Origin of the sequence: Coprococcus sp. TM115-187, assembly GCF_027679115.1 — a bacterium.
Classification (GTDB): Bacteria; Bacillota; Clostridia; order Lachnospirales; family Lachnospiraceae; genus Allocoprococcus; species Allocoprococcus comes.
In genome coordinates this window covers 37,962-59,956 of record NZ_JAQEKS010000017.1, presented here as the reverse complement: position 1 = coordinate 59,956, position 21,995 = coordinate 37,962, and the positions used below count along the sequence as shown (strand labels likewise).

The following is a 21,995-nucleotide window of genomic DNA, read 5'->3' as shown; positions in this document are numbered from 1 at the left end:
CTGGTTGAGTTGCTCATCAGAATAATATCTATAGCCACTTACTGTAGTATGATGCGGATGAAGTTTTCCATTTGCATCCCAATTTCGTAATGTCTGAGCAGATACGCCTATAATTTTTGAAAATTCGTGTATAGAATAATATTTACTCAAAGTATCAACTCCTTTCAATAATATTCTAGTCTAATATCTTATAAAACTCAATATCTACTTATATGATTTTATAATTTATATTTAACTGTTAATGACCTCCCAGGCTGCTGTTTTTTACATTTCTTTACCGACTGCTTTTGCGATTCCGGTAATCTCTTTTAACAGTGTATCATATTTTTCCGGTTTCAGCGACTGTGCTCCGTCACAAAGTGCCGTTTCCGGACTGTTATGTACTTCGATGATCAGCCCGTCCGCTCCTGCCGCAACTGATGCTTTTGCCATCGGATCAACCAGCCACCATTTTCCTCCTGCGTGGCTCGGGTCTACAACTACCGGAAGATGGCTGAGTTTTCTTACTACCGGAATAGACTGAAGATCCAGTGTATTTCTGGTATAAGTCTCGAAGGTACGGATTCCTCTTTCGCAGAGGATAACATTTGGATTTCCGGATGCCATAATGTATTCTGCTGACATCATCCATTCTTCGTAAGTTGCATTAAGTCCTCTCTTCAAAAGGATCGGTCTCTTTGTCTGTCCGAGCTGTTTTAACAGGTCATAGTTCTGCATGTTACGTGCACCGATCTGGATCAGGTCTACCTTTTCATCGAAGATTTCCAGATATTCCGGTGACATCAGCTCTGTTACGATCGGAAGCCCTGTCTCTTCTCTTGCTGCACATAAGATTTCCAGACCTTCAAGACCCAGTCCCTGGAATGAATATGGGCTTGTTCTCGGCTTGAATGCACCACCACGGAGCATATTTGCACCGGATGCCTTAACAGCCTTTGCGATCTCGATCACCTGCTCTTCTGACTCCACAGAACAAGGTCCGGCGATCAGTGCCAGATGTCCGCCGCCAACTTTGACACCAGATACATCTACGATGGTATCGTCCGGATGGAATGCACGGTTTACAAGTTTATAAGGTTCCTGTACATGCATAACTTTCTCAACAGAAGAGTCTACTTCGAAAAGCTTTGGATCCACACGGACCGTATCGCCGATACAGCCGATAATTGTAAGATCCTCACCTTTTACAGTATGTACTTCCAGTCCCTTTGCACGGACCATATTCTCAACTCGTTTTACGTTTTCATCACTTGTTCTTGGTTTTAATACGATAATCATAATCTTTTTCCCTTTCTCTTCTCTCTACTAATCATCGAATATGTCTTTTAGAAGTTCCTTCGGAATTTCCTATGAAACAAAAAACCCCCGTCTTCTGTAAAAACAGAGGACGAGAGTATTATATACTTCGTGGTTCCACCTCATTTTACAATTGTCTCACGACAACTGCCTCGTCAGGTACGTCGTTCATAACGGTTATACCCTTGCAGATAACGGCTGCTACCGGAAATACCTATTAACAATTCTTCAAGAGAATGCATTCAGTATCCTACTCCAAGAGGAATTCAATATAATCTTCGGTATCCTTCTTCCACCGATAAAGGACTCTCTGTGACGTCTTATTATATTTACTACTTCTTTTCATTGTATTTTGATAGTAGAATATGTAATTTTTAAAATCTATAGCCTATGTTACACGAATCAATAGGCTTTGTCAATCATTTTTAGCAAATTAACGCGAGAAATATTTTTCTTTGATAATACCAACCGGCATTTCTTTTCCTGTCCAGAGTTCAAATGATGCAGCACCCTGATATAACAGCATATTCAGACCATTCAGTGTCTGGCATCCTGCTGCTTTTGCTTTCTTCAGAAATAACGTCTCTTCCGGATTGTAGATTACATCAAATACAAACAGATCTTTTCTGAACACACTGTCATCTGTGATGATACATCTGTCTGTCTTCGGTGCCATACCGATAGACGTTCCGTTTACCAGAATGGCACTTTCTGCGATCTCCTTTTTGAGGACTTCCGGATCAGAGAAGTCATAGAGGTTGATCTTACAGTCTGTCTTCTCATGAAGTTTCTCGATTGTCTTCTCCGCGCGTGTGAAGAATTCATCACGGATGTTGAATACCGAAATCTCTGCCACTTTGTCAAGTGCTGCCTGGATCAGAATCGCTGCTGCTGCTCCACCCGCTCCAAGAAGTGTCATCTTCTTGCCAATGATATCAACGCCTGTCTCACTGACTGCACGCATGAATCCAATTCCGTCTGTCGTATAGCCTGTCAGGACACCGTTATCATTCACAACAGTGTTGACCGCCCCACCGATCTCAGATGCCGGTGAAAGTTTGTCAACCAGTGAACACATCAGATTCTTGTCAGGCATAGTCAGGTTGAATCCTCTGACTCCCATGACTTTCAGGCCATCTACCGCTGTCTTTAAGTTATCTGTTCCAACATCAAATGCCAAATATGCGTAATCCAGCTCCAGCTGGCGAAATGCCTCGTTATGCATCATTGGGGAAATGCTGTGTGCTACCGGACTCCCCAGTAATCCGGTAAGGACTGTATGTCCTGTAATCTCGTATGCCATTATCTTTTCCTCCTGCGTTACATTTTCACACTGTAAAGTGCTACTTTTGTCCTCTATCATACCATATTTTTCAAAATACGCAAGCATCGTTATAAAAAAGACGATATTTTCCTGCCTTTGAAAAAGCATTTTGAAAAATTTGAGTACCAGAGGACACAGAATATGCTTCGCATATTCTAGCGCCTTGGGCGGTCGCTTACGTCATATACATTGCATGGTTCAGTGCGCATCTTGCCGGAGGCTTTTTGTTCACGTGATACTCTTTCTTTTATGGCTTCTGACTGTTACTGCTGATATACGTTTTACTTTTTCATTTACAATCTGTTTTGATCCACCTGGTACATATGCGAAATCAGGCGGAAGATCTGACTGGTATATCCACATTCATTATCATAAAAACTGATCAGTTTGAAAAAATGACCGTTTACCTGGATTCCTTCCCTTGCATCAAAAGAGGATGCGCTTTTTCAAACGCACCCTCTGTCACTTTTTATGCAATTACTCTGACTTTCAGAACGCCCTCGATCATTTCCAGACCTTTTACCACGTCTTCTGTCACATCATTATCCACATCGATCATCGTATATGCATAGCTGCCACGGCTCTTATTCGTCATATCATCGATATTGACATTATCCTTTGCCAGAAGCGCAGTAAACTGACCGATCATGTTCGGAATATTTCTGTGCAGAATCGTAATTCTTGTTTTATCCCTTACCCCCATATCGCATGCCGGGAAATTGACAGAATTACGGATATTTCCATTTTCCAGGAAATCTTTCAGCTCTTCTACTGCCATCTTTGCACAATTATCTTCTGATTCAGCAGTTGACGCTCCCAGATGCGGAATGACAATCGCATGCTTTACTCCTGCGATCTCCGGTGTCGGGAAGTCAGTTACATAGCGTCCGATTTTTCCTCCAACAAGTGCATCCACAATGTCTTCGCTGTTTACCAGTACATCTCTTGCAAAGTTCAGGATCACAACGCCCTCTTTCATCAGACTGATGGCATTCTTATTGATCATACCCTTGGTATCTTCCAGTGCCGGTACATGGATTGTGATATAATCACACTCCTTGTAGATCTCATCTACATTCTTAGTGTGATGAATGCTTCTTGAAAGTCTCCATGCGGAATCTACAGAAACATATGGATCATAACCATACACTTCCATCCCGAGATGTGTAGCCGCATTGGCAACCAGGACACCGATTGCACCAAGGCCGATCACGCCAAGCTTCTTTCCCTGGATCTCACAGCCTGCAAATGCTTTTTTCGCTTTTTCTGCATCTTTGGCAATATTGCCATCCTCTTCGTTCTCCTGTACCCAGTTGATACCTCCAAGGATATCTCTGGATGCAAGCAGCATACCGGCGATCACCAGCTCTTTTACACCATTGGCATTTGCCCCTGGTGTATTAAATACAACGATTCCCTGCTCCGCACATTTGTCCAGTGGAATATTATTTACACCGGCTCCGGCACGGGCAATCGCTTTTAAATCTTTATCAAATTCCAGTTCATGCATTCCGGCACTTCTTACAAGTACCGCATCTGCTCCTGCCATCTCACCGGCAGGTACATAGTCATCACTGAATTTCTCTAGTCCAACAGGAGAAATCGGATTTAAGCAAAAATATTTATACATATTACAGATTCTCCTCCTCAAACTTCTTCATAAATGCAACCAGGGCTTCCACACCTTCGTATGGCATTGCGTTATAAATACTTGCACGCATACCCCCAACAGTACGGTGTCCTTTCAGATTCTCAAGACCTGCTTCTTTTGCCTCTTTTACAAATTTGGCATCCAGCTCGTCACTGCCTGTCACAAATGGTACATTCATAAGAGAACGGTCTTTCTTTTCTACCGTACCTTTGAACAGTTTGCTCTGATCCAGGTAGTCATAGAGCAGTTTGGCTTTCTTTTCGTTGCGTTCTTTCATAACTTCCAGTCCGCCCATCTTTTTCAGCCATTTAAATACCTTACCGCAGATATAAATTCCATATGCCGGCGGTGTATTGTAAAGAGAACCTGCGTCTGCATGTGTCTTGTATGTAAGCATGGTCGGTGTTCCCGGAAGTACATCCTCCGTAATCAGATCTTCGCGGATGATCGCGATAACAACACCCGCTGGTCCGACATTCTTCTGGACTCCACCATAGATGAGACCATATTTTGTCACATCTACAGGCTCGGACAGGAAACAGGATGATACATCCGCTACCAGTGTCTTGCCTTTCGTGTTCGGAAGTTCCTTGAATTTGGTTCCGTAAATTGTATTATTTTCGCAAATATATACATAATCTGCATCTTCATCAACCGGCAGATCCGAACAGTCAGGAATGTACGAAAAGGTTTTATCCTCGGACGATGCGATCTTATTCACCTTCCCATATTTGGATGCTTCAGCAGCTGCCTTTTTGGCCCACTGCCCGGTAACAATATAATCCGCTACTTTGTTCTTCATCAGATTCATTGGAATCATTGCAAACTGCTGGCTTGCGCCACCCTGAAGGAACAGTACTTTGTAATTATCCGGGATTTCCATCAAATCACGAAGATCCTGTTCAGCGGTTTCAATGATTTCAGCAAAAGCTTTCGAGCGATGACTCATCTCCATAACGGACATTCCACATCCTTTGTAATCCAGCATCTCATTTGCTGCTTCTCGTAAAACTTCTTCCGGCAGTACTGCCGGTCCTGCTGAAAAATTGTAAACTCGTTTCATATTACTCCTCCATTCCTGCTCTACGTATCTGTCGCTGCATATGTTTTTCTAGTTTGTCTGCTGTTTTTCCTGCAGATCCTTCTCGTCAAAAACTTCACTGATCGGAGCACCCGGAGCAACCATCGGCCATACCTTGTCATCGCTGTCAATCTGGCAGTCAATCACCACCGGACCGCCTGCATTTAAAGCAAACTTAAATGCATCTGCGAATTCTTCTCTGGTCGTAGCTCTTACCGCTTTCGCCCCCATCGCTTCTGCAAGTTTCACAAAATCTACTGCATCATTCAGAACAGTTGCTGAATAGCGCTGCCCGTAAAACAGATTCTGCCACTGTCTTACCATACCAAGCACATGGTTGTTCACTACAACCTGGATGATCGGAATGTTATAACGCGCCGCTGTTGCAACTTCATTCATATTCATACGGAAACATCCGTCTCCGGCGATATTGACTACCGTCTTCTCCGGTCTGCCCATCTTGGCTCCGATTGCGGCTCCAAGACCGTATCCCATGGTTCCAAGGCCACCTGACGTAAGCAGTGTTCTCGGTTTTGTGAATTTATAATACTGCGCTGCCCACATCTGATGCTGTCCAACCTCTGTGACGATGATCGCATCACCTTCTGTCTGTTTGTAAATCTCTTCGATCACATACGGACCAGTCAGACTTTCCAGATGATAGGTAAGCGGGTATTTCGCTTTATATTCCTGGATCTTTTTAATCCATTCGGTGTGTTCCTGCTGTGGCAGTTTTTCATTAACTGCCGCAAGCACTTCCTTGATATCTCCAACCACACCTTCATCGATGATGACATTCTTGTTCATCTCTGCCACATCAATATCAAACTGGAGAATCTTTGCATTACTTGCAAATTTATTTGGATTACCTGTGACACGGTCGGAGAATCTTGCACCGACTACGATCAGAAGATCACATTCACTGACTCCAAAGTTCGATGTCTTGGTACCATGCATACCAAGCATTCCTGTATAAAGTTCATCAGTTCCCGGAAATGCACCTTTTCCCATCAGGGAATCACATACCGGACACTGTACCTTGTCTACGAATGCACGGAGTTCTTCACTTGCATCAGATAATATAGCTCCACCTCCGACGAATACGAACGGACGCTTTGCTTCTTCGATCATCTCTACTGCCTTGTCAATATCTTCCATACAGATTTCTTTTTTGTATTTTACGATTGGCTGGATTTTGACAGGCTCATACTCTGCTTTATTGCCTGTCACATCTTTCGGGATATCGATCAGCACCGGTCCCGGTCTTCCGGACTGTGCGATCTCAAACGCCTTGCGGATTGTCCTTGCAAGATCATTGACATTCTTCACAATAAAATTATACTTTGTGATCGGCATCGTAATACCGGTAATGTCAATTTCCTGGAAACTGTCTTTTCCAAGAAGCGGTACCCCTACATTACAGGTGATCGCAACAATCGGAATAGAATCCATAAATGCGGTCGCGATTCCTGTTACGAGATTTGTTGCTCCAGGTCCACTGGTTGCAAAACACACCCCAACCTTACCAGTGGCACGCGCATATCCGTCTGCCGCATGAGAAGCTCCCTGCTCATGCGATGTAAGGATATGTCTGATTTCATTACTATGCTTATATAATTCATCATATACATTTAAAATTGCGCCGCCCGGATATCCGAATACGGTATCCACGCCCTGCTCTTTTAAACACTCTATCAGTATTTCTGCACCATTTAACTGCATTGTACATTCCCCTTGTCCAGATTTTATTTTATTTGTGTGGAACTTCCAGAACTGCTCCACGGTTTCCTGAAGTTACCATTGCTGCATATCTTGCAAGATATCCTGTTGTAACTTCCGGTTCTCTTGGCTGCCATTTTTCTTTTCTTCTTGCAAGTTCTTCATCTGAAATTCTTGCATTTAATTTCAGGTTCGGGATATCGATCTCGATGATATCGCCTTCCTCGATCAGTGCTACCGGTCCGCCGACTGCTGCTTCCGGTGATACGTGTCCGATAGAAGCTCCACGGGATGCACCGCTGAAACGACCGTCTGTAATAAGTGCTACCGATGAACCCAGTCCCATACCTGCGATTGCAGAAGTCGGATTCAGCATCTCCGGCATACCAGGACCACCCTTTGGTCCGACGTAACGGATAACTACAACATCTCCCGGATGGATATCTCCGCCTTTAATTGCCTTGATCGCATCATCTTCACATTCAAATACTCTTGCAGGTCCTTCATGTACCAGCATTTCCGGTACAACTGCAGAACGTTTTACAACACTGCCATCCGGTGCGATATTACCTTTGAGGACTGCAAGTCCACCAGTCTGGCTGTATGGATTGTCGATCGGACGGATTACTTCCGGATTTTTATTTTCGCATCCTGCGATATTTTCTCCAACTGTCTTTCCGGTTACTGTCATGCAGTCTGTGTACAGAAGGCCTTTCTTATTCAGCTCGTTCATAACTGCATATACACCGCCTGCTTCATTCAAGTCTTCCATATATGTAGGACCTGCCGGTGCAAGGTGACAGAGGTTCGGAGTCTTTTCGCTGATTCCGTTTGCAAAATCAATTTCAAAATCCATACCGATCTCATGTGCGATTGCCGGAAGGTGAAGCATACTGTTGGTTGAGCATCCAAGTGCCATATCAACAGTCAGAGCATTTAAGATGGCTTCTTTTGTCATAATGTCTCTCGGACGGATATTTCTTCTGTACATTTCCATTACCTGCATACCTGCATGTTTTGCAAGACGGATTCTTTCTGAATATACAGCCGGAATTGTTCCATTCCCCTGAAGTCCCATACCAAGTACTTCCGTCAGACAGTTCATACTGTTAGCTGTATACATTCCAGAGCAGGATCCACAGGTAGGACATACTTTATTTTCAAATTCACATACATCACATTCGTCCATTGTTCCTGCTGCGTAAGATCCAACTGCCTCGAACATGCTGGAAAGACTTCTCTTCTGTCCTTTCACATGTCCCGCAAGCATTGGTCCGCCACTGACGAACACTGTAGGTACATTGATACGGGCTGCTGCCATCAAAAGCCCAGGTACGTTCTTATCACAGTTCGGGATCATAACAAGGGCGTCAAACTGATGCGCCATTGCCATTGCTTCTGTCGAATCTGCGATCAGATCTCTTGTTACCAGAGAATACTTCATACCGATGTGTCCCATTGCAATACCGTCACAGACTGCGATCGCCGGGAACATGATCGGTGTTCCGCCTGCCATCGCAACTCCCATCTTTACTGCATTTGCAATCTTATCCAGGTTCATATGTCCCGGAACGATCTCGTTATAAGAACATACGATTCCGACAAGCGGTCTCTCCAGTTCTTCTTTTGTAAGACCAAGCGCATTGAACAATGATCTGTGCGGCGCCTGCTGCATACCTGTTTTTACATTATCACTTCTCATGATTTTATAATCCTCCTGTAAACTTTGTCTCTATTCTATTACAGTTCCGTACTGCTTCTCTTTCCCCATAGCAGTACGGAACTGTATCTTCCCAATCCTTGACTATCGAATTCTTTCGCAGATCAGATCTCCCATCCGGGCTGTTCCAACCTTTGTACATCCATCTGACATAATATCTCCGGTTCTGTATCCATCTTTTAATACCTGGGAAACGGCTGCTTCAATCGCATCTGCTGCTTTATCCTGATCCAGGCTGAAACGAAGCATCATTGCTGCTGAAAGAATTGTTGCTATCGGGTTTGCAATTCCCTGTCCTGCTATATCCGGTGCCGAGCCGCCACTTGGTTCATACAGTCCGAACTTGGTCTCATTCAGGCTTGCACTTGCCAGCATTCCGATCGATCCGGTTACCATACTTGCTTCATCAGAAAGGATGTCTCCGAACATATTTTCTGTAAGAATGACATCAAACTGCTTCGGATCTCTTACAAGCTGCATTGCACAGTTGTCAACCAGCATATGCTCCAGTGTAACTTCCGGGTAATCTTTCGCAACTTCTTCTACTACTTTTCTCCAGAGTCTTGAAGAATCCAGTACATTCGCCTTATCGACGCTTGTCACTTTCTTTCTTCTCTTCATTGCAATGTCAAACGCACGGATCGCAATCCGGCGGATTTCATCCTCATTATAAGTAAGTGAATCGAATGCAGTCATCACACCATTCACTTCTTCTGTCTTTCTCTCTCCAAAATAAAGACCGCCTGTCAGTTCACGCATGATCATCAGATCAAATCCGCCTTCTGTAATCTCTTCTTTCAGAGGGCATGCGCCCTTCAGTTCATTATATAAAACCGCCGGACGCAGATTTGCGAACAGGTTCAGTTCTTTTCTGATCTTCAAAAGACCGGCCTCCGGTCTCTTTGATGGTTCCAGCTTATACCACGGGGAAGTCTTCGCATCTCCTCCAATGGATCCCATCAGTACGGCATCACATGCTTTTGCTTTTGCTACCGTCTCATCTGTAAGCGGGACTCCATGTACATCAATGGATGCTCCCCCAAGAAGCAGCTGTTCATAAGAACAGTCAAATCCGTATACCTCTCCAGCTTTATCAAGAACTTTCATCGCTTCCGTTACAATCTCCGGACCGATTCCGTCACCTTTAATTACTCCGATTTTCAGGCTCATCTTTGTCATTCCCTTCTATGTATCTGTGATTTTGGTACCATTTTTCGTTCCAAAAATCTGTTAAACACTATAATACCGTATTTTTTGTCAGGTTTCAACCCTTTAATCTGTAAAAGTATAAAAATCAGAGCGAACTCTGTTTTATTTTTCCGTTTTCTGTGGAATCACAAAAATGAAGATCAGCGAACTGACAAACAGCATTCCCGGATAAAAAAGCTTCGGAATGATCTGAAATGCAGAAATCTCACCGCCAAGCTCATGCACTGCCGAAATTGCCACCAGCATCTGCGCGCCATACGGAATCACTCCCTGTGAAATACAGGAAAAAGTATCCAGAAGGGATGCCGTCTTTCTCGGTGTGATCTGATAATCGTCTGCCATTTCCTTTGCAATTGGATTAGCCATCACAATTGCTACGGTATTGTTCGCTGTTGCCACATCCAGGAGCGCTACTAAAATACCAACACCCAGCTGACCACTTTTCGATCCCTTAAAGACACGGTGGATCACATCCAGCAATACATCAAAGCCACCATTTTCCCGGATCAGCGCACACATTGCAGCAACCAGCACCGCCACCATACAGGTTTCAAACATCCCGGATACACCTGATCCCATGGCAGCAAGCATTTCATACGGTGTTACCTGCCCCATTGCAAGCATGATCACCGCACCGGACACAATTCCCGTCAAAAGTACCAGAAAGACGTTGAACCCTGCGATCCCGCCGACCAGCACCAGCACATACGGAATGATCTGCGTCAGATTGTATTCGTGCGTAACTGCCGTTCCGATCTCTGCCCGGAAAGAGCTGATCAGGATCAGAATCAACGATACGATCGCCGCCGGAAGTGCAATCCAGAAATTTTCCCGGAATTTATCTTTCATCTCACATCCCTGCCCGTTGCAGGCAGCAATTGTTGTATCTGATATGAAAGAAAGATTGTCCCCGAACATGGAGCCTCCCATCATCGATGCCACGCAAAGTGCCAGGGAAAAACCGGACGTCTGCGAAACTGCCACCGCAATCGGAGTCAGAAGGGTGATCGTCCCAACCGAAGTTCCCATTGCTGTTGAAACAAAACATGCAACCACAAACAGAACGGCAACCGCAAACCGTGCCGGGATGATCGATAGCATAAAATACGCCACACTCTCTGCACTGCTTCTTCCAACCACTCCCACAAAAGTTCCCGCCGTCAGGAAAATCAGCAGCATTGTGATAATATTCTTATCTCCAATTCCCCGTCCCATGATCTCCAGCTTCTCATCAAAGCCAACCTTTCTGTTCTGCAGACACGCGACCAGGAGTGCCGCCAGAAACGCCACTACGATCGGTACATTATAAAACCCCATTGGAATTTTCATTATGTATTCAAATAAAATACCCAGTCCCAGATAAAATATCAGAAATACACCGACCGGCAAGAGTGCTGCACTTTTTCTTCTTTTTTCCATATATTCACCTCTCATCTGCTTCTATTGCTTCCCGGATCTTCCCAAAAACTTTTCCATATCCGGAAAACAGACAGCAATACTTCTCCTTATCATAGCATATCCTTCTCTTTTCCCGCAATAAGGGAAATACAGGAAGTTCCCGCAGAAACCGTATAAAAATACACTTTTGCACAAAAAACAGAAGTCTGTCTCTGTTTTTTCAGGACAGACTTCTGTTTTTTACATATACATTTTACAGATGCCAGATATCTCTGTTGTATTCAGCAATGGTTCTGTCAGATGAGAAATATCCTGCTTTTGCGATATTCACAACCATCTTCTTTGCCCATGCCATGCGGTCTTCATAATCTGCGTAAGCCTGTTCTTTCTTCTGGATATAATCTTTCACATCAAGAAGTGTCATGAACCAGTCTTTACGAATCAGTTCTGCATGCAGTTCAAGAAGCAGGTATTTATCTCCGATACGGAGAAGTTCCGGGCTGATGATAAAGTCTACCAGTCTGCGGATCTCTTCATCATTGATATAGTAATCAACTGCATTATAATCCATCTTGCGGTAATGCTCGATAACCTGTTCACTGGATTCTCCGAAGATGTAGATATTTTCATCCCCTACAAACTGATGGATTTCTACGTTGGCTCCATCTTCTGTTCCCATTGTCACAGCCCCGTTCAGCATGAATTTCATGTTACCTGTTCCACTTGCTTCTTTGGATGCAAGAGAAATCTGTTCAGAAATATCACAGGACGGGATCAGCTTTTCTGCCAGTGTCACGTTGTAGTTTTCTACCATAACCACTTTCAGATACGGTGCAACTTCCGGATCGTTATCAATCAGCTCCTGCAGGCAGAGGATCAGATGAATGATATCCTTTGCAATAATATAAGCCGGTGCAGCCTTGGCTCCAAAGATTACCGTGATCGGAGTCTCCGGTTTCTTTCCGCTCTTGATCTCCAGATATTTATAGATCACATATAACGCATTCATCTGCTGACGCTTGTATTCATGCAGACGTTTTACCTGAATATCAAAAATTGAATTTGGATTGATTTCCAGTCCCTGGGTTTCTTTTAAGTAAGCTGCCAGATCCTCTTTCTTTTTCTGTTTTACCACAAGAAGACTCTTTAAGGTTTCCTCATCATTTACATAATCAAGCAGTTTTTCAAGCTTTGTTGCATCTTTTCGGTAATCCGGTCCGATCTTCTCATCCAGCCATGCAGTCAGTTCATGGTTGCAGTGCAGCAGCCATCTTCTGAACGTAATACCATTAGTCTTGTTGTTGAATTTCTGTGGGTAAATGTCGTAGAACGGTTTCAGCTCTTCATTTTTCAGGATCTCTGTATGAAGATAAGCAACTCCGTTGACACTGTATCCATAATGGATGTCCATATGAGCCATGTGTACACGATTCTGGTCATCGATAATATGGACTCTCGGATCTTTATATCTTCCCTTAATTCTTGCATCCAGATCACGGATGATCGGAACGATCTGTGGTGCAACCTGCTCCAGATAATCAACCGGCCATTTTTCCAGTGCTTCTGCGAGGATGGTGTGATTGGTATATGCGCAGGTCTTCTGTACGATCTCAATCGCCTCATTGAAGTCGATCTGTTTCTGAACAAGAAGACGGATCAGCTCCGGAATAACCATAGAAGGATGTGTATCATTGATCTGGATCGCCACATGCTCATGAAGCTTTCTGAGATCATATCCCTTTTCTTCACACTCGCGGATGATGTACTGTGCTGCATTGGAGACCATAAAATATTGCTGATAAATACGGAGCAGATTTCCTGCCTTGTCGCTGTCATCCGGATAGAGGAACAACGTCAGGTTTTCACGGATATCGTTCTTATCAAAATTGATTCCGTTTCCAACGATTGCATCATTTACCGTCTCTACATCAAAAAGATGAAGTTTGTTGCTTCCGCCTTCGTATCCGGTTACATCAATATCATACAGATGGGAACGAAGACTGAAATCCTTGAACGGGACTTCAAATGAAATACCGGTATCATTGAGCCAGCTGTCTTTTTCAATCCACGGATTCTTCTGTTCATCCTGTTTGTGGTCGGTAAATACCTGTTTGAACAGACCCATATGATAGTTCAGCCCGATTCCGTCTCCCGGAAGTCCGAGTGTTGCAATGGAATCCAGGAAGCAGGCTGCCAATCGTCCAAGTCCACCATTTCCAAGAGACGGTTCCGGTTCAACTTCTTCGATCTCTGCAAGTTTTTTCCCGTGCTTTTCCAGCACCTCTGCTGTCTCATCATAAATTCCAAGGTTGATCAAGTTGTTGGATAAAAGCTTTCCGATCAGAAACTCTGCGGAAATATAATAGAGTTTTCTCTTTCCTTCATTCTTCGGTCCTTCTTTGATCCGTTCCTTTGTCAGTGTGAGCAGCGCATAATATACCTGTTCATTCGTTGCCTGTTCAAGTCCTGTCTGGAATTTTTCCTGTAAAATCTCTGTCAGTCTTGCTTCCATTTTCTTCTACCTCCTGTAGTTGATTCTCTTTCTTTCAGTGTTGCCGGAAGATATTTCCCTTCCTTGCTTTTCTTTGTTTCTATCATGTCAAACAGGATCCCGACGGACTGTCTCGCGATCTCTTCGACCGGCTGCGCCATCGTAGTGATCGCCGGCTGATAAAATCCGGTATAGTCAAGTCCGTCAAATCCCGCAACCGCCACATCCTCCGGAATCCTTTTTCCTTCTTCCAGAAGCGCCTTGCATGCACCAATCACCATCAGATCGGAAATTGCAAATACTGCGGTAAATTCTGTTTCTTTTTTCAGCAGTTTTTTCATCATCCGATATCCGTTTTCCATCGAATATGTGGTATCTTCTTCATCCAGATAACAGATTCTTTCCTCATCGACTTCCAGACCATGTGCTTTTAGTGCTTCCCTGTAACCTTCCAGTCTGAGTTTTCCGATGTTCTCATCTTTCTTATCCGAGGCAAGGATTGCAATCTTTTTGTGTCCGGTCTCACACAGATGATCTACAATCTTACGGCTTTCCGCGCGGTCGTCGATCGATACATAGGATGCGATACATTTCTCCGGCAGTTTATCAAATGCTGACGTACTAACAACAAACGGAACCTTTATCTTTGCAATCCGCTCTTTGTTCTTCCTGAAATCCCCACCCAGGAAAATAATCCCTCTGAGCTTTTTTTCTTTGATCAGCTCCAGTGCGGTATCGACCTCATCCTGATCCTTTCCCATATGCTGGATAAAAAAGGAATATTTCTGTTTACGGATCTTTTTTTCCATTACCCGCATCATCGTTGCGAAAAATGGATTATCAATCTCCTTTACCAGAATCGCAATGGATTTCGAATCGGTCCGTTTCAGATTCCTTGCACTGTTATTTGGCACAAAATTTGATTCTTCAACCGTCTTTAAAATCATCTTTTTGGTTTCAGGATTGATATCCGGATGATTGTTCAGCGCACGGGACACGGTGCTGACTCCGACCCCGCACTTCCTCGCAATATCTTTAATCGTCATTCCCATTTTATTTCTTTTCTTCTCCTAAGTCCTCTGCATCTTCAGCCTTAAGGGTCATTTCGGTCTTCTCCGGGATTCTGCAATAAAGTTCTGTCATCCTGCGGATCTTCTTCACGAGTTTTTTTGAAATCTCATCCTTATGAAGTCTCCAGATCCAGTTGCCGCCAAGAGTTGACGGATGATTGATCCTCGCTTCATTACCGAGGCAGAGATAATCCTGAATCGGAATGATACAGGTATCCGCCACGCTCGACTGCGCAAGACGGATGATTTCCCATACTGCTTCATTGATACTGAGTTTCTTTCTTCCCATATAGCGAAGCGCAAACTTCTTATCTTCTTTTTTTAATTCTCTGTACCATCCTGCCAGTGTTTCATTGTCATGGGTTCCTGTGTATACTACGCAGTTCTTATCATAATTGTGCGGCAGATAATTGCTAGGCTCTCTGGAATCAAATGCAAACTCCAGAACTTTCATTCCCGGATATCCGGACTCTTCCACCATCCGGATCACACTGTCTGTCAGGAATCCAAGATCCTCTGCAATAATTTTCACATCACCCAGAGACTCTTTTACCGTCCGGAAAATATCCATTCCCGGTCCTTTTTCCCAATGTCCGAATTCCGCTGTCAGATCTCCGTATGGAATGGAATAATATTCATCGAATCCACGGAAATGATCAATTCGGATCACGTCATAAAGTTCTACACAATGACGGATTCTCTTCATCCACCATGCATATCCGGTCTCCTTATGATATTCCCACTTATAAAGCGGATTGCCCCAAAGCTGTCCGGTTGCACTAAATGCATCTGGCGGACACCCTGCAACACCAGTCGGAAGTCCGTTCTCATCAAACTGGAACAGTTCCGGATGCGACCAGCTGTCTGCGCTGTCAAATGCTACATAAATCGGGATATCACCAATGATCTCAATCCCTTTTTCATTCGCATATGCTTTCAGTGCACTCCACTGTGTTGCGAATTCATACTGCATAAACTTCTGGAACAGGATCCCTTCCTGATTCTCTTTGGCGAATTTTTCCAGCGCAAGCTCATCTCTCAGACGATATTCATCTTCCCATTCGCTCCAGCTTTTCCCACCATTCGCAGCTTTGATCTCCGTATAAAGCGCATAATCATCCAGCCATTCTTTATTCGCCTTACAGAACTTCTGAAAATCTGCATCATCTGCGATCTGGCTTCTTTCATATGCTTTTCTTAAGATCTCATACCTGCAGTTATAAATCTTTTCATAATCCACATATCCCGCATTATCACCAAAGTCATATGCCTTACATTCATCTTTTGTAATCCAGCCCTTTTTTATCAGCTTTTCCAGGTCTATAAAATACGGATTTCCTGCAAAAGTTGAGAAAGACTGATACGGCGAATCTCCATACCCTGTCGGACCTAACGGAAGGATCTGCCAGTAGCTCTGACCTGCCTTCTCAAGTGTATCTACAAACTCGTATGCTTCTTTCGAAAAAGCACCTATTCCATATTTTGATGGCAGACTTGCCACCGGCAGTAATACACCGCTTGTTCTCATAATATGCACCTCACATCTTTCTACGGTAACGGTTTCGGTATCGGTATCGGTAACGTTTCCAATAATTGTATTATAAAAGCATTGCACATAAAATGCAATGCTTTTTTTCAACTTTTTTAAAAAAATTGATTTAGTTGTTCTCCGGCTTTTCAACCTGCATGATCGCAGACTTCTGCATCGGGATACGGCAGTTCTTGTTGCTTCCGAATTCAACGATTACGTCTTCATCTGTAATATCAATAACAACTCCGTAAAAACCGCTTGTTGTAAGAACAGTATCTCCTACAGCCAGTTCAGATAACATAAGCTGTACTCTCTTCTGTTCCTTTTTCTGTGGTCTCATCAGTAACCACCAGAATCCTCCGATAATTACAACGTAAAATAAAATAAGTACGATTGGATTATTCATTTTTCTTTCCTCCTGCTAAAATAGACACTGTTACCATCATACACAATAATAGGACATTCATCAAGACATTTTAGAATTTTTTTATCCTAATCTTCTTTTTCTTCCATTTTTGCCAGTGTCTCTTTCTTAAACTGAGCATATCTTCCCTCTTCGATCGCTCCTCTGATATCTTCCATAAGATGATTATAATAATATAAATTGTGGAGAACGCAAAGCCGCATTCCAAGCATCTCTTTTGCTTTCAGCAGATGCCGGATATAAGCTCTTGAATAACGGCGGCAGGCCGGGCACTGACAGCCTTCTTCGATCGGGCGTTCATCCAGTTCGAATTTTGCATTGAACAGATTCAGCTTACCATGCTTTGTATAAACATGACCATGTCTTCCGTTACGGCTTGGATATACGCAGTCAAAGAAATCCACACCTCTGTCTACCGCTTCCAGAATATTCGCCGGCGTTCCGACTCCCATCAGATAAGTCGGTTTGGCAACCGGAAGACAAGGAACTACTGCATCCAGGATCCGGTACATCTCTTCATGTGTCTCACCAACTGCGAGTCCGCCGACTGCGTATCCATCCAGATCCATCTCTGCAATCTGCTGTGCATGCTCAATACGGATATCTTCATAGACACCCCCCTGATTGATTCCGAAAAGCATCTGATGTTTGTTGATCGTATCATCAAGAGAATTGAGTCTTGCCATCTCTTCTTTACATCTTGCAAGCCATCTCGTTGTACGCTCTACCGATGCCTGCATATATTTCCTTTCCGCTACACTGGACGGACATTCATCAAATGCCATCGCGATCGTAGACGCCAGATTCGACTGAATCTGCATACTCTCTTCCGGTCCCATAAAAATCTTTCTTCCGTCAATATGGGAATTGAAGTATACACCCTCTTCCTTAATCTTTCTGAGTCCGGCAAGAGAAAACACCTGGAATCCACCGGAATCAGTAAGGATCGGCTTGTCCCAGGCCATAAATTTGTGCAATCCGCCAAGCTTTTTCACTACCTGATCTCCCGGACGCACATGCAAATGATAAGTATTAGACAGTTCCACCTGTGTTCCGATTTCTTCAAGATCTGCAGTAGAAACAGCCCCTTTGATCGCTGCAATTGTTCCTACATTCATAAATACAGGAGTCTCGATCACTCCGTGTACGGTATGGAAGCGGCCGCGCTTGGCGCGACCGTCCCTTTTTATCAGTTCATACATAAAAATAACCTCTCTCATAAATTTAGTAATGACATACAACCGGTGTTCCGGAATCTACATTGTTGAACACCGTCTCTGCAACATCATACTGCAAGTTGACACATCCGCGTGACCCATGTTCCAGGTACCAGTCCCCACCAAAATTCGTCTGCCACGGTGCATCGTGCAGTCCGATTCCACCGTTAAACGGCATCCAGTAAGTAACCGGTGATTCCCATTCGTAACTTCCGTCTTCCTTCTTTGGTCCACGAAGGGTTGTATCCTTTTCTTTGTATTTCAGAATATACACTCCCTGCGGTGTGGCATCTCCTCTGCTTGGCTTACCGGTAACAATTGGTCCCTGTGTCACAATTGCACCATTTACAAAAAGATACAGATACTGGTTTGTCAGATCGACTTCAACATAAGTATTCCCCCAGTCTGCTCCGTCATGACTTGCTGCAGTCTGTGAATAATTTGCCTCTCTCGTCACAGTCTCTCCATTGCGGATATTCGCTTCAAGGGCTGCAATCTCGGCAGCTTCATCAATGATCCATCCATAGTCTCCACCTTCAACCGTTGCACTGTTGCCGCCTCCGGTTGTAAATGTTCTCTTTGTCTGGTAAGTGTCATACTTACTCTCCAGCTGTTGTACATATTTCACGACTGCATCACTGTTAAAGGTAACTGCCATGTTATCATCTACCGTTACCCACTGGGAAATCAGATCTTTATCTACAACTTCTGTATTCGAGCCAAAGTTATAAGTGATACTTGCCTTCAGATACTTATTCATATCGTCACATGCTTTCTTCACTTCTTCTGACTCGATTGTGTATTTTGGTTCTACATAGCAGTCTTCAGCAGTCATGTCAATCTCGCTTTTGAAACCTTCGATTGATTCTTTCACTACCTTTTTGAAATTCTCGGTATCAATCTTACTTCCGGTCTCCCCAGCTTTGACTACATACGAATTGCCGTCATACTCCGGATGTGCATTTACCGGTTCAACCTGCTGATCTGCCTGCATACACTCGAGACCGTTAATCAGGGTATCCAGCTGGTTTTCGTCATATGTAACACCGACTGATGCCGTAATTGTCTGTGTCTTTCCAAGGCAGACTGGCCACAGAAATGCATTCTGCTCTTTTACGAGCTTCTGCAGTTCATCTCCTGCTTTGTACGCAAGAGAAATATCTGTTCCGGCAATCTTCTCTTCTGTTCCGTCTGATTCCTTCATCGTGAGAACATATCCATCTACCTGACTCTTCATATATGACTCTACTGCCGAAACTGATTTTCCGGAGAAGTTCACATCGTTGATCTTCGTATTAAAATAAAAATGATTCATGAAATATACGGAAAATCCAAGGTAAACAACCGCTGCCACTCCAACCACAGCACCAACTACAATTTTAACCACTTTACCGGACTTTTCTGAGCCTTGCTTTTTCTCCCGTTTAGTTCTTCTATGCGGCTTTTCCTCTTCTTCATCAAAGAAAGAATCATCAAAAATTTCTTCCTCATCCGGATTGAATGCTTCTGCATCTCCACTGCTTAAAATATCTGCACTTTTAATAACCGGTGGTACTGCTGTCTCTTCTTCATCCCGCCATTCTTCTGCTCCTTCCAGATCCAGAAGCCCGGTCTCTTCACGAACTACTTTCTTTTTCCGGCGCGGAGCCTTTTTCTTAACCGGTCGATCTTTGTCTGAGGCTGCTTTATGATCCACACCATCGCCAGATACGTGATGGCCTGAAGGACGTTTTGTTTTAGTGACTTTCTTTTTCCGCGGTCTTTCTTCGCTTTTCTGTTCTTTTTCATTGATGTCCTTCACCTCACTTACAGTCTGCTCTCTGATCTCTTCCATGATTTCATCTACTGTGCTGTCAAGATTTCTTTCGTTTTTTTCATTCATACTCTTTTCACTCATTTATACTATTGACTTCCTTTTTTCACTCAATATGTAGTCATTATAATACGAAGGAGCGTGTAAATACAATACATAACTTTAACTTTCATATTTTTATCACTTGTTGGGATGGGAATCTTCTATTATAATAATGAGGTGATTTTGGGGAAATGAATGATTTGCGTTGTGATGACAAATAGAATAAACGAAATGTTTCAAATCCCATCGCGCAAGGGCTCTTCTGTTTTATTGTTCGTTTTTTCGTTTTGACTGATTCACAAATTAATTCTTTATAAATAAAAGCTTACAGAAAGGATGGTATATAGTATGGCAGGATCTATTTATGGAAGATTGTTTCAGATTTCTACATGGGGGGAATCGCACGGAAAGGGGATCGGTGTTGTGATTGACGGGTGTCCGGCAGGGCTTTCTCTTTCAGAGGAGGATATCCAGGTTTATCTGGATAGAAGAAAACCCGGACAAAGCCAGTTTACAACCGGACGTAAGGAAAGTGATATGGCACAGATCTGGTCCGGCGTATTTGAAGGCCGGACGACCGGAACTCCGATTTCAATTCTCGTACAGAACCAGGATCAGCGTTCCCGTGATTACGGAAATATTATGAACACATACAGGCCGGGACACGCAGATTATACATTTGATGAAAAGTATGGTTTCCGTGATTACAGAGGAGGGGGACGCTCTTCCGGAAGAGAAACTACTGCCAGAGTTGCAGCAGGTGCAGTTGCTGCTAAGATTTTGAAAGAACTTGGCATTGAAGTACATGCTTATACGAAAGCAATCGGTCCGGTATCTGTTCCGGAAAATGAATACCATCCGGAAGAGGTTTTCCAGAACCCGATTTATATGCCAAGCAACGCATATGCCCAAAAAGCATCTGCCTATCTGGAAGAATGTATTAAAAATCAGGATTCTTCAGGAGGCATCATTGAATGTGTTGTTACCGGTATGCCGGTAGGAATCGGTGATACCGTATTTGAAAAACTGGACGCCAATCTTGCCAAAGCAATGCTGTCCATCGGAGCAGTCAAAGGCTTTGAGATCGGTGACGGCTTTAAAGCTGCAGATACAAAAGGAAGTATCAACAATGATTCCTTCCATACAAAAGATGGAAGGATCACCAAAGACACCAACCATGCAGGCGGTGTCCTCGGCGGTATGAGTGACGGAAGCAAGATCATCTTCCGCGCGGCAGTAAAGCCGACTCCGTCCATTTCACAGCCACAGTCCACCGTCACCAAAGATGGAGAAAACACCGAAATGATCATTAAAGGACGTCACGACCCGGTCATCGTCCCACGCGCCGTCGTAGTCGTAGAATCCATGGCCGCAATCACGATCCTCGATCTGCTCTTCACCAACATGAGTGCCCGAATGGACAAACTCAAAAGCTTCTACGGCACTGATGTGGTGGCCTTATTTTGATATCTATTTCCAAGATAAAACTTCATGTATATTTTGTATGTTTTATCTGCTATTGTACCGTCAGACTTCTGTTCCATAGAGTTCCTCCTTATTTTTTATAATAACTTTCTGGGCTTTGAAATAATTTCTGACACACAAAAAGCCACCTCAGTCAGGTGGCTTTTTATAACCGATTCCATTCTCCAATAACATCTTGAAAATATACTCTGACGTTCCTATCAGAATTACGATTTCTGTATCACAATGCATCTCTCCCTGCTTTTCCATATTTTCCAAAATGACACTCCATTCAGTATAACATGAAATCAGCAATTTTCTTGTTGCCTTATTACTTCCGCTAACATCGACAGCAGTTTGTCAAGCTCAATGGGTTTTGCGATATGACCATTCATACCAACTGCAAGAACATCTCGCTTATCTTCTTCAAATGCATTTGCTGTCATTGCAATGATAGGTATGCATGCTTTATCCTTATCCGGCAAGCGTCTGATTTTTTTCTACTTTTGTACATTGTTCTTTTCTCCTTAAATCACCAGATTATT

At 43.6% G+C, this 21,995-nt stretch carries 18 protein-coding genes and 1 other annotated feature; of the genes, 1 reads left to right on the top strand and 17 read right to left on the bottom strand.

All coding sequences use genetic code 11. From position 1 onward, the window contains the following. The 15 genes from PGW42_RS11310 to PGW42_RS11240 all read right to left on the bottom strand — a co-directional run. Positions 1 to 150: MerR family transcriptional regulator (locus PGW42_RS11310; RefSeq protein WP_270235144.1), on the bottom strand; the 150-nt coding region annotated here is incomplete at its 3' end. A gap of 114 nt (positions 151 to 264) precedes the next feature. Next, positions 265 to 1,278, bottom strand: a complete 1,014-nt coding sequence (gene aroF / locus PGW42_RS11305) for a 3-deoxy-7-phosphoheptulonate synthase (protein WP_008374949.1) — start codon at positions 1,276 to 1,278, stop codon at positions 265 to 267. A gap of 102 nt (positions 1,279 to 1,380) precedes the next feature. Next, positions 1,381 to 1,651 (bottom strand) — a binding site (T-box leader). Between the two features lie 78 nt (positions 1,652 to 1,729). Beyond that, positions 1,730 to 2,599 (bottom strand): shikimate dehydrogenase, encoded by an 870-nt coding sequence (locus PGW42_RS11300; RefSeq protein ID WP_270203619.1) that lies wholly within the window; start codon positions 2,597 to 2,599, stop codon positions 1,730 to 1,732. A 490-nt stretch (positions 2,600 to 3,089) separates the two neighbouring features. Continuing rightward, the gene (locus PGW42_RS11295) at positions 3,090 to 4,250 is read right to left on the bottom strand and encodes a phosphoglycerate dehydrogenase (protein WP_270203617.1); all 1,161 of its coding nucleotides are present in this window, start codon (positions 4,248 to 4,250) and stop codon (positions 3,090 to 3,092) included. A gap of 1 nt (position 4,251) precedes the next feature. Then, positions 4,252 to 5,334, bottom strand: coding sequence for a 3-phosphoserine/phosphohydroxythreonine transaminase (serC, locus tag PGW42_RS11290; protein ID WP_270203616.1), 1,083 nt, complete (start codon positions 5,332 to 5,334; stop codon positions 4,252 to 4,254). 48 nt (positions 5,335 to 5,382) lie between these two features. Continuing rightward, positions 5,383 to 7,074 carry a biosynthetic-type acetolactate synthase large subunit gene (gene ilvB / locus PGW42_RS11285; RefSeq protein ID WP_117823123.1) on the bottom strand — a complete coding sequence of 564 codons (1,692 nt, stop codon included), beginning with the start codon at positions 7,072 to 7,074 and terminating at the stop codon, positions 5,383 to 5,385. Positions 7,075 to 7,102: 28 nt separating this feature from the next. Beyond that, a complete protein-coding gene (gene ilvD, locus PGW42_RS11280) occupies positions 7,103 to 8,773 on the bottom strand; it encodes a dihydroxy-acid dehydratase (RefSeq protein WP_008374941.1) in 1,671 nt (556 codons plus the stop codon). A 102-nt stretch (positions 8,774 to 8,875) separates the two neighbouring features. Then, on the bottom strand, positions 8,876 to 9,961 hold the full coding sequence (leuB, locus tag PGW42_RS11275) for a 3-isopropylmalate dehydrogenase (RefSeq protein ID WP_117556168.1): 1,086 nt from the start codon (positions 9,959 to 9,961) through the stop codon (positions 8,876 to 8,878). 141 nt (positions 9,962 to 10,102) lie between these two features. Further along, a complete protein-coding gene (locus PGW42_RS11270; protein ID WP_270203615.1) occupies positions 10,103 to 11,419 on the bottom strand; it encodes a Na+/H+ antiporter NhaC family protein in 1,317 nt (438 codons plus the stop codon). Between the two features lie 232 nt (positions 11,420 to 11,651). Continuing rightward, a complete protein-coding gene (locus tag PGW42_RS11265) occupies positions 11,652 to 13,910 on the bottom strand; it encodes a glycogen/starch/alpha-glucan phosphorylase (protein ID WP_270203614.1) in 2,259 nt (752 codons plus the stop codon). Then, entirely contained in the window at positions 13,895 to 14,941 is a 1,047-nt protein-coding gene (locus PGW42_RS11260; RefSeq protein ID WP_270203613.1) for a LacI family DNA-binding transcriptional regulator, read from the bottom strand. Before PGW42_RS11260 ends, PGW42_RS11265 begins: the two co-directional genes overlap by 16 nt. A 1-nt stretch (position 14,942) precedes the next feature. After that, positions 14,943 to 16,487 carry a 4-alpha-glucanotransferase gene (gene malQ, locus PGW42_RS11255; protein WP_270203612.1) on the bottom strand — a complete coding sequence of 515 codons (1,545 nt, stop codon included), beginning with the start codon at positions 16,485 to 16,487 and terminating at the stop codon, positions 14,943 to 14,945. A gap of 130 nt (positions 16,488 to 16,617) precedes the next feature. After that, a complete protein-coding gene (yajC, locus tag PGW42_RS11250) occupies positions 16,618 to 16,896 on the bottom strand; it encodes a preprotein translocase subunit YajC (RefSeq protein ID WP_008374927.1) in 279 nt (92 codons plus the stop codon). Between the two features lie 86 nt (positions 16,897 to 16,982). Then, positions 16,983 to 18,116: a tRNA guanosine(34) transglycosylase Tgt gene (gene tgt / locus PGW42_RS11245; protein WP_117834022.1), complete on the bottom strand. Its 1,134-nt coding sequence runs from the start codon at positions 18,114 to 18,116 to the stop codon at positions 16,983 to 16,985. A 22-nt stretch (positions 18,117 to 18,138) separates the two neighbouring features. Further along, a complete protein-coding gene (locus tag PGW42_RS11240) occupies positions 18,139 to 20,028 on the bottom strand; it encodes a L,D-transpeptidase family protein (protein ID WP_270235143.1) in 1,890 nt (629 codons plus the stop codon). A gap of 306 nt (positions 20,029 to 20,334) precedes the next feature. On the opposite strand from PGW42_RS11240, the gene aroC reads away from it, so the two are divergent. Beyond that, complete coding sequence (aroC, locus tag PGW42_RS11235) at positions 20,335 to 21,453, top strand: chorismate synthase (RefSeq protein ID WP_270203610.1); 1,119 nt, start codon at positions 20,335 to 20,337, stop codon at positions 21,451 to 21,453. 147 nt (positions 21,454 to 21,600) lie between these two features. Here aroC and PGW42_RS11230 read toward each other — a convergent pair whose 3' ends face one another. Continuing rightward, on the bottom strand, positions 21,601 to 21,729 hold the full coding sequence (locus tag PGW42_RS11230) for a hypothetical protein (protein WP_270203609.1): 129 nt from the start codon (positions 21,727 to 21,729) through the stop codon (positions 21,601 to 21,603). Positions 21,730 to 21,758: 29 nt separating this feature from the next. Then, positions 21,759 to 21,935 carry a response regulator gene (locus tag PGW42_RS16145; protein WP_270203608.1) on the bottom strand — a complete coding sequence of 59 codons (177 nt, stop codon included), beginning with the start codon at positions 21,933 to 21,935 and terminating at the stop codon, positions 21,759 to 21,761. Between the last annotated feature and the right edge of the window lie 60 nt (positions 21,936 to 21,995).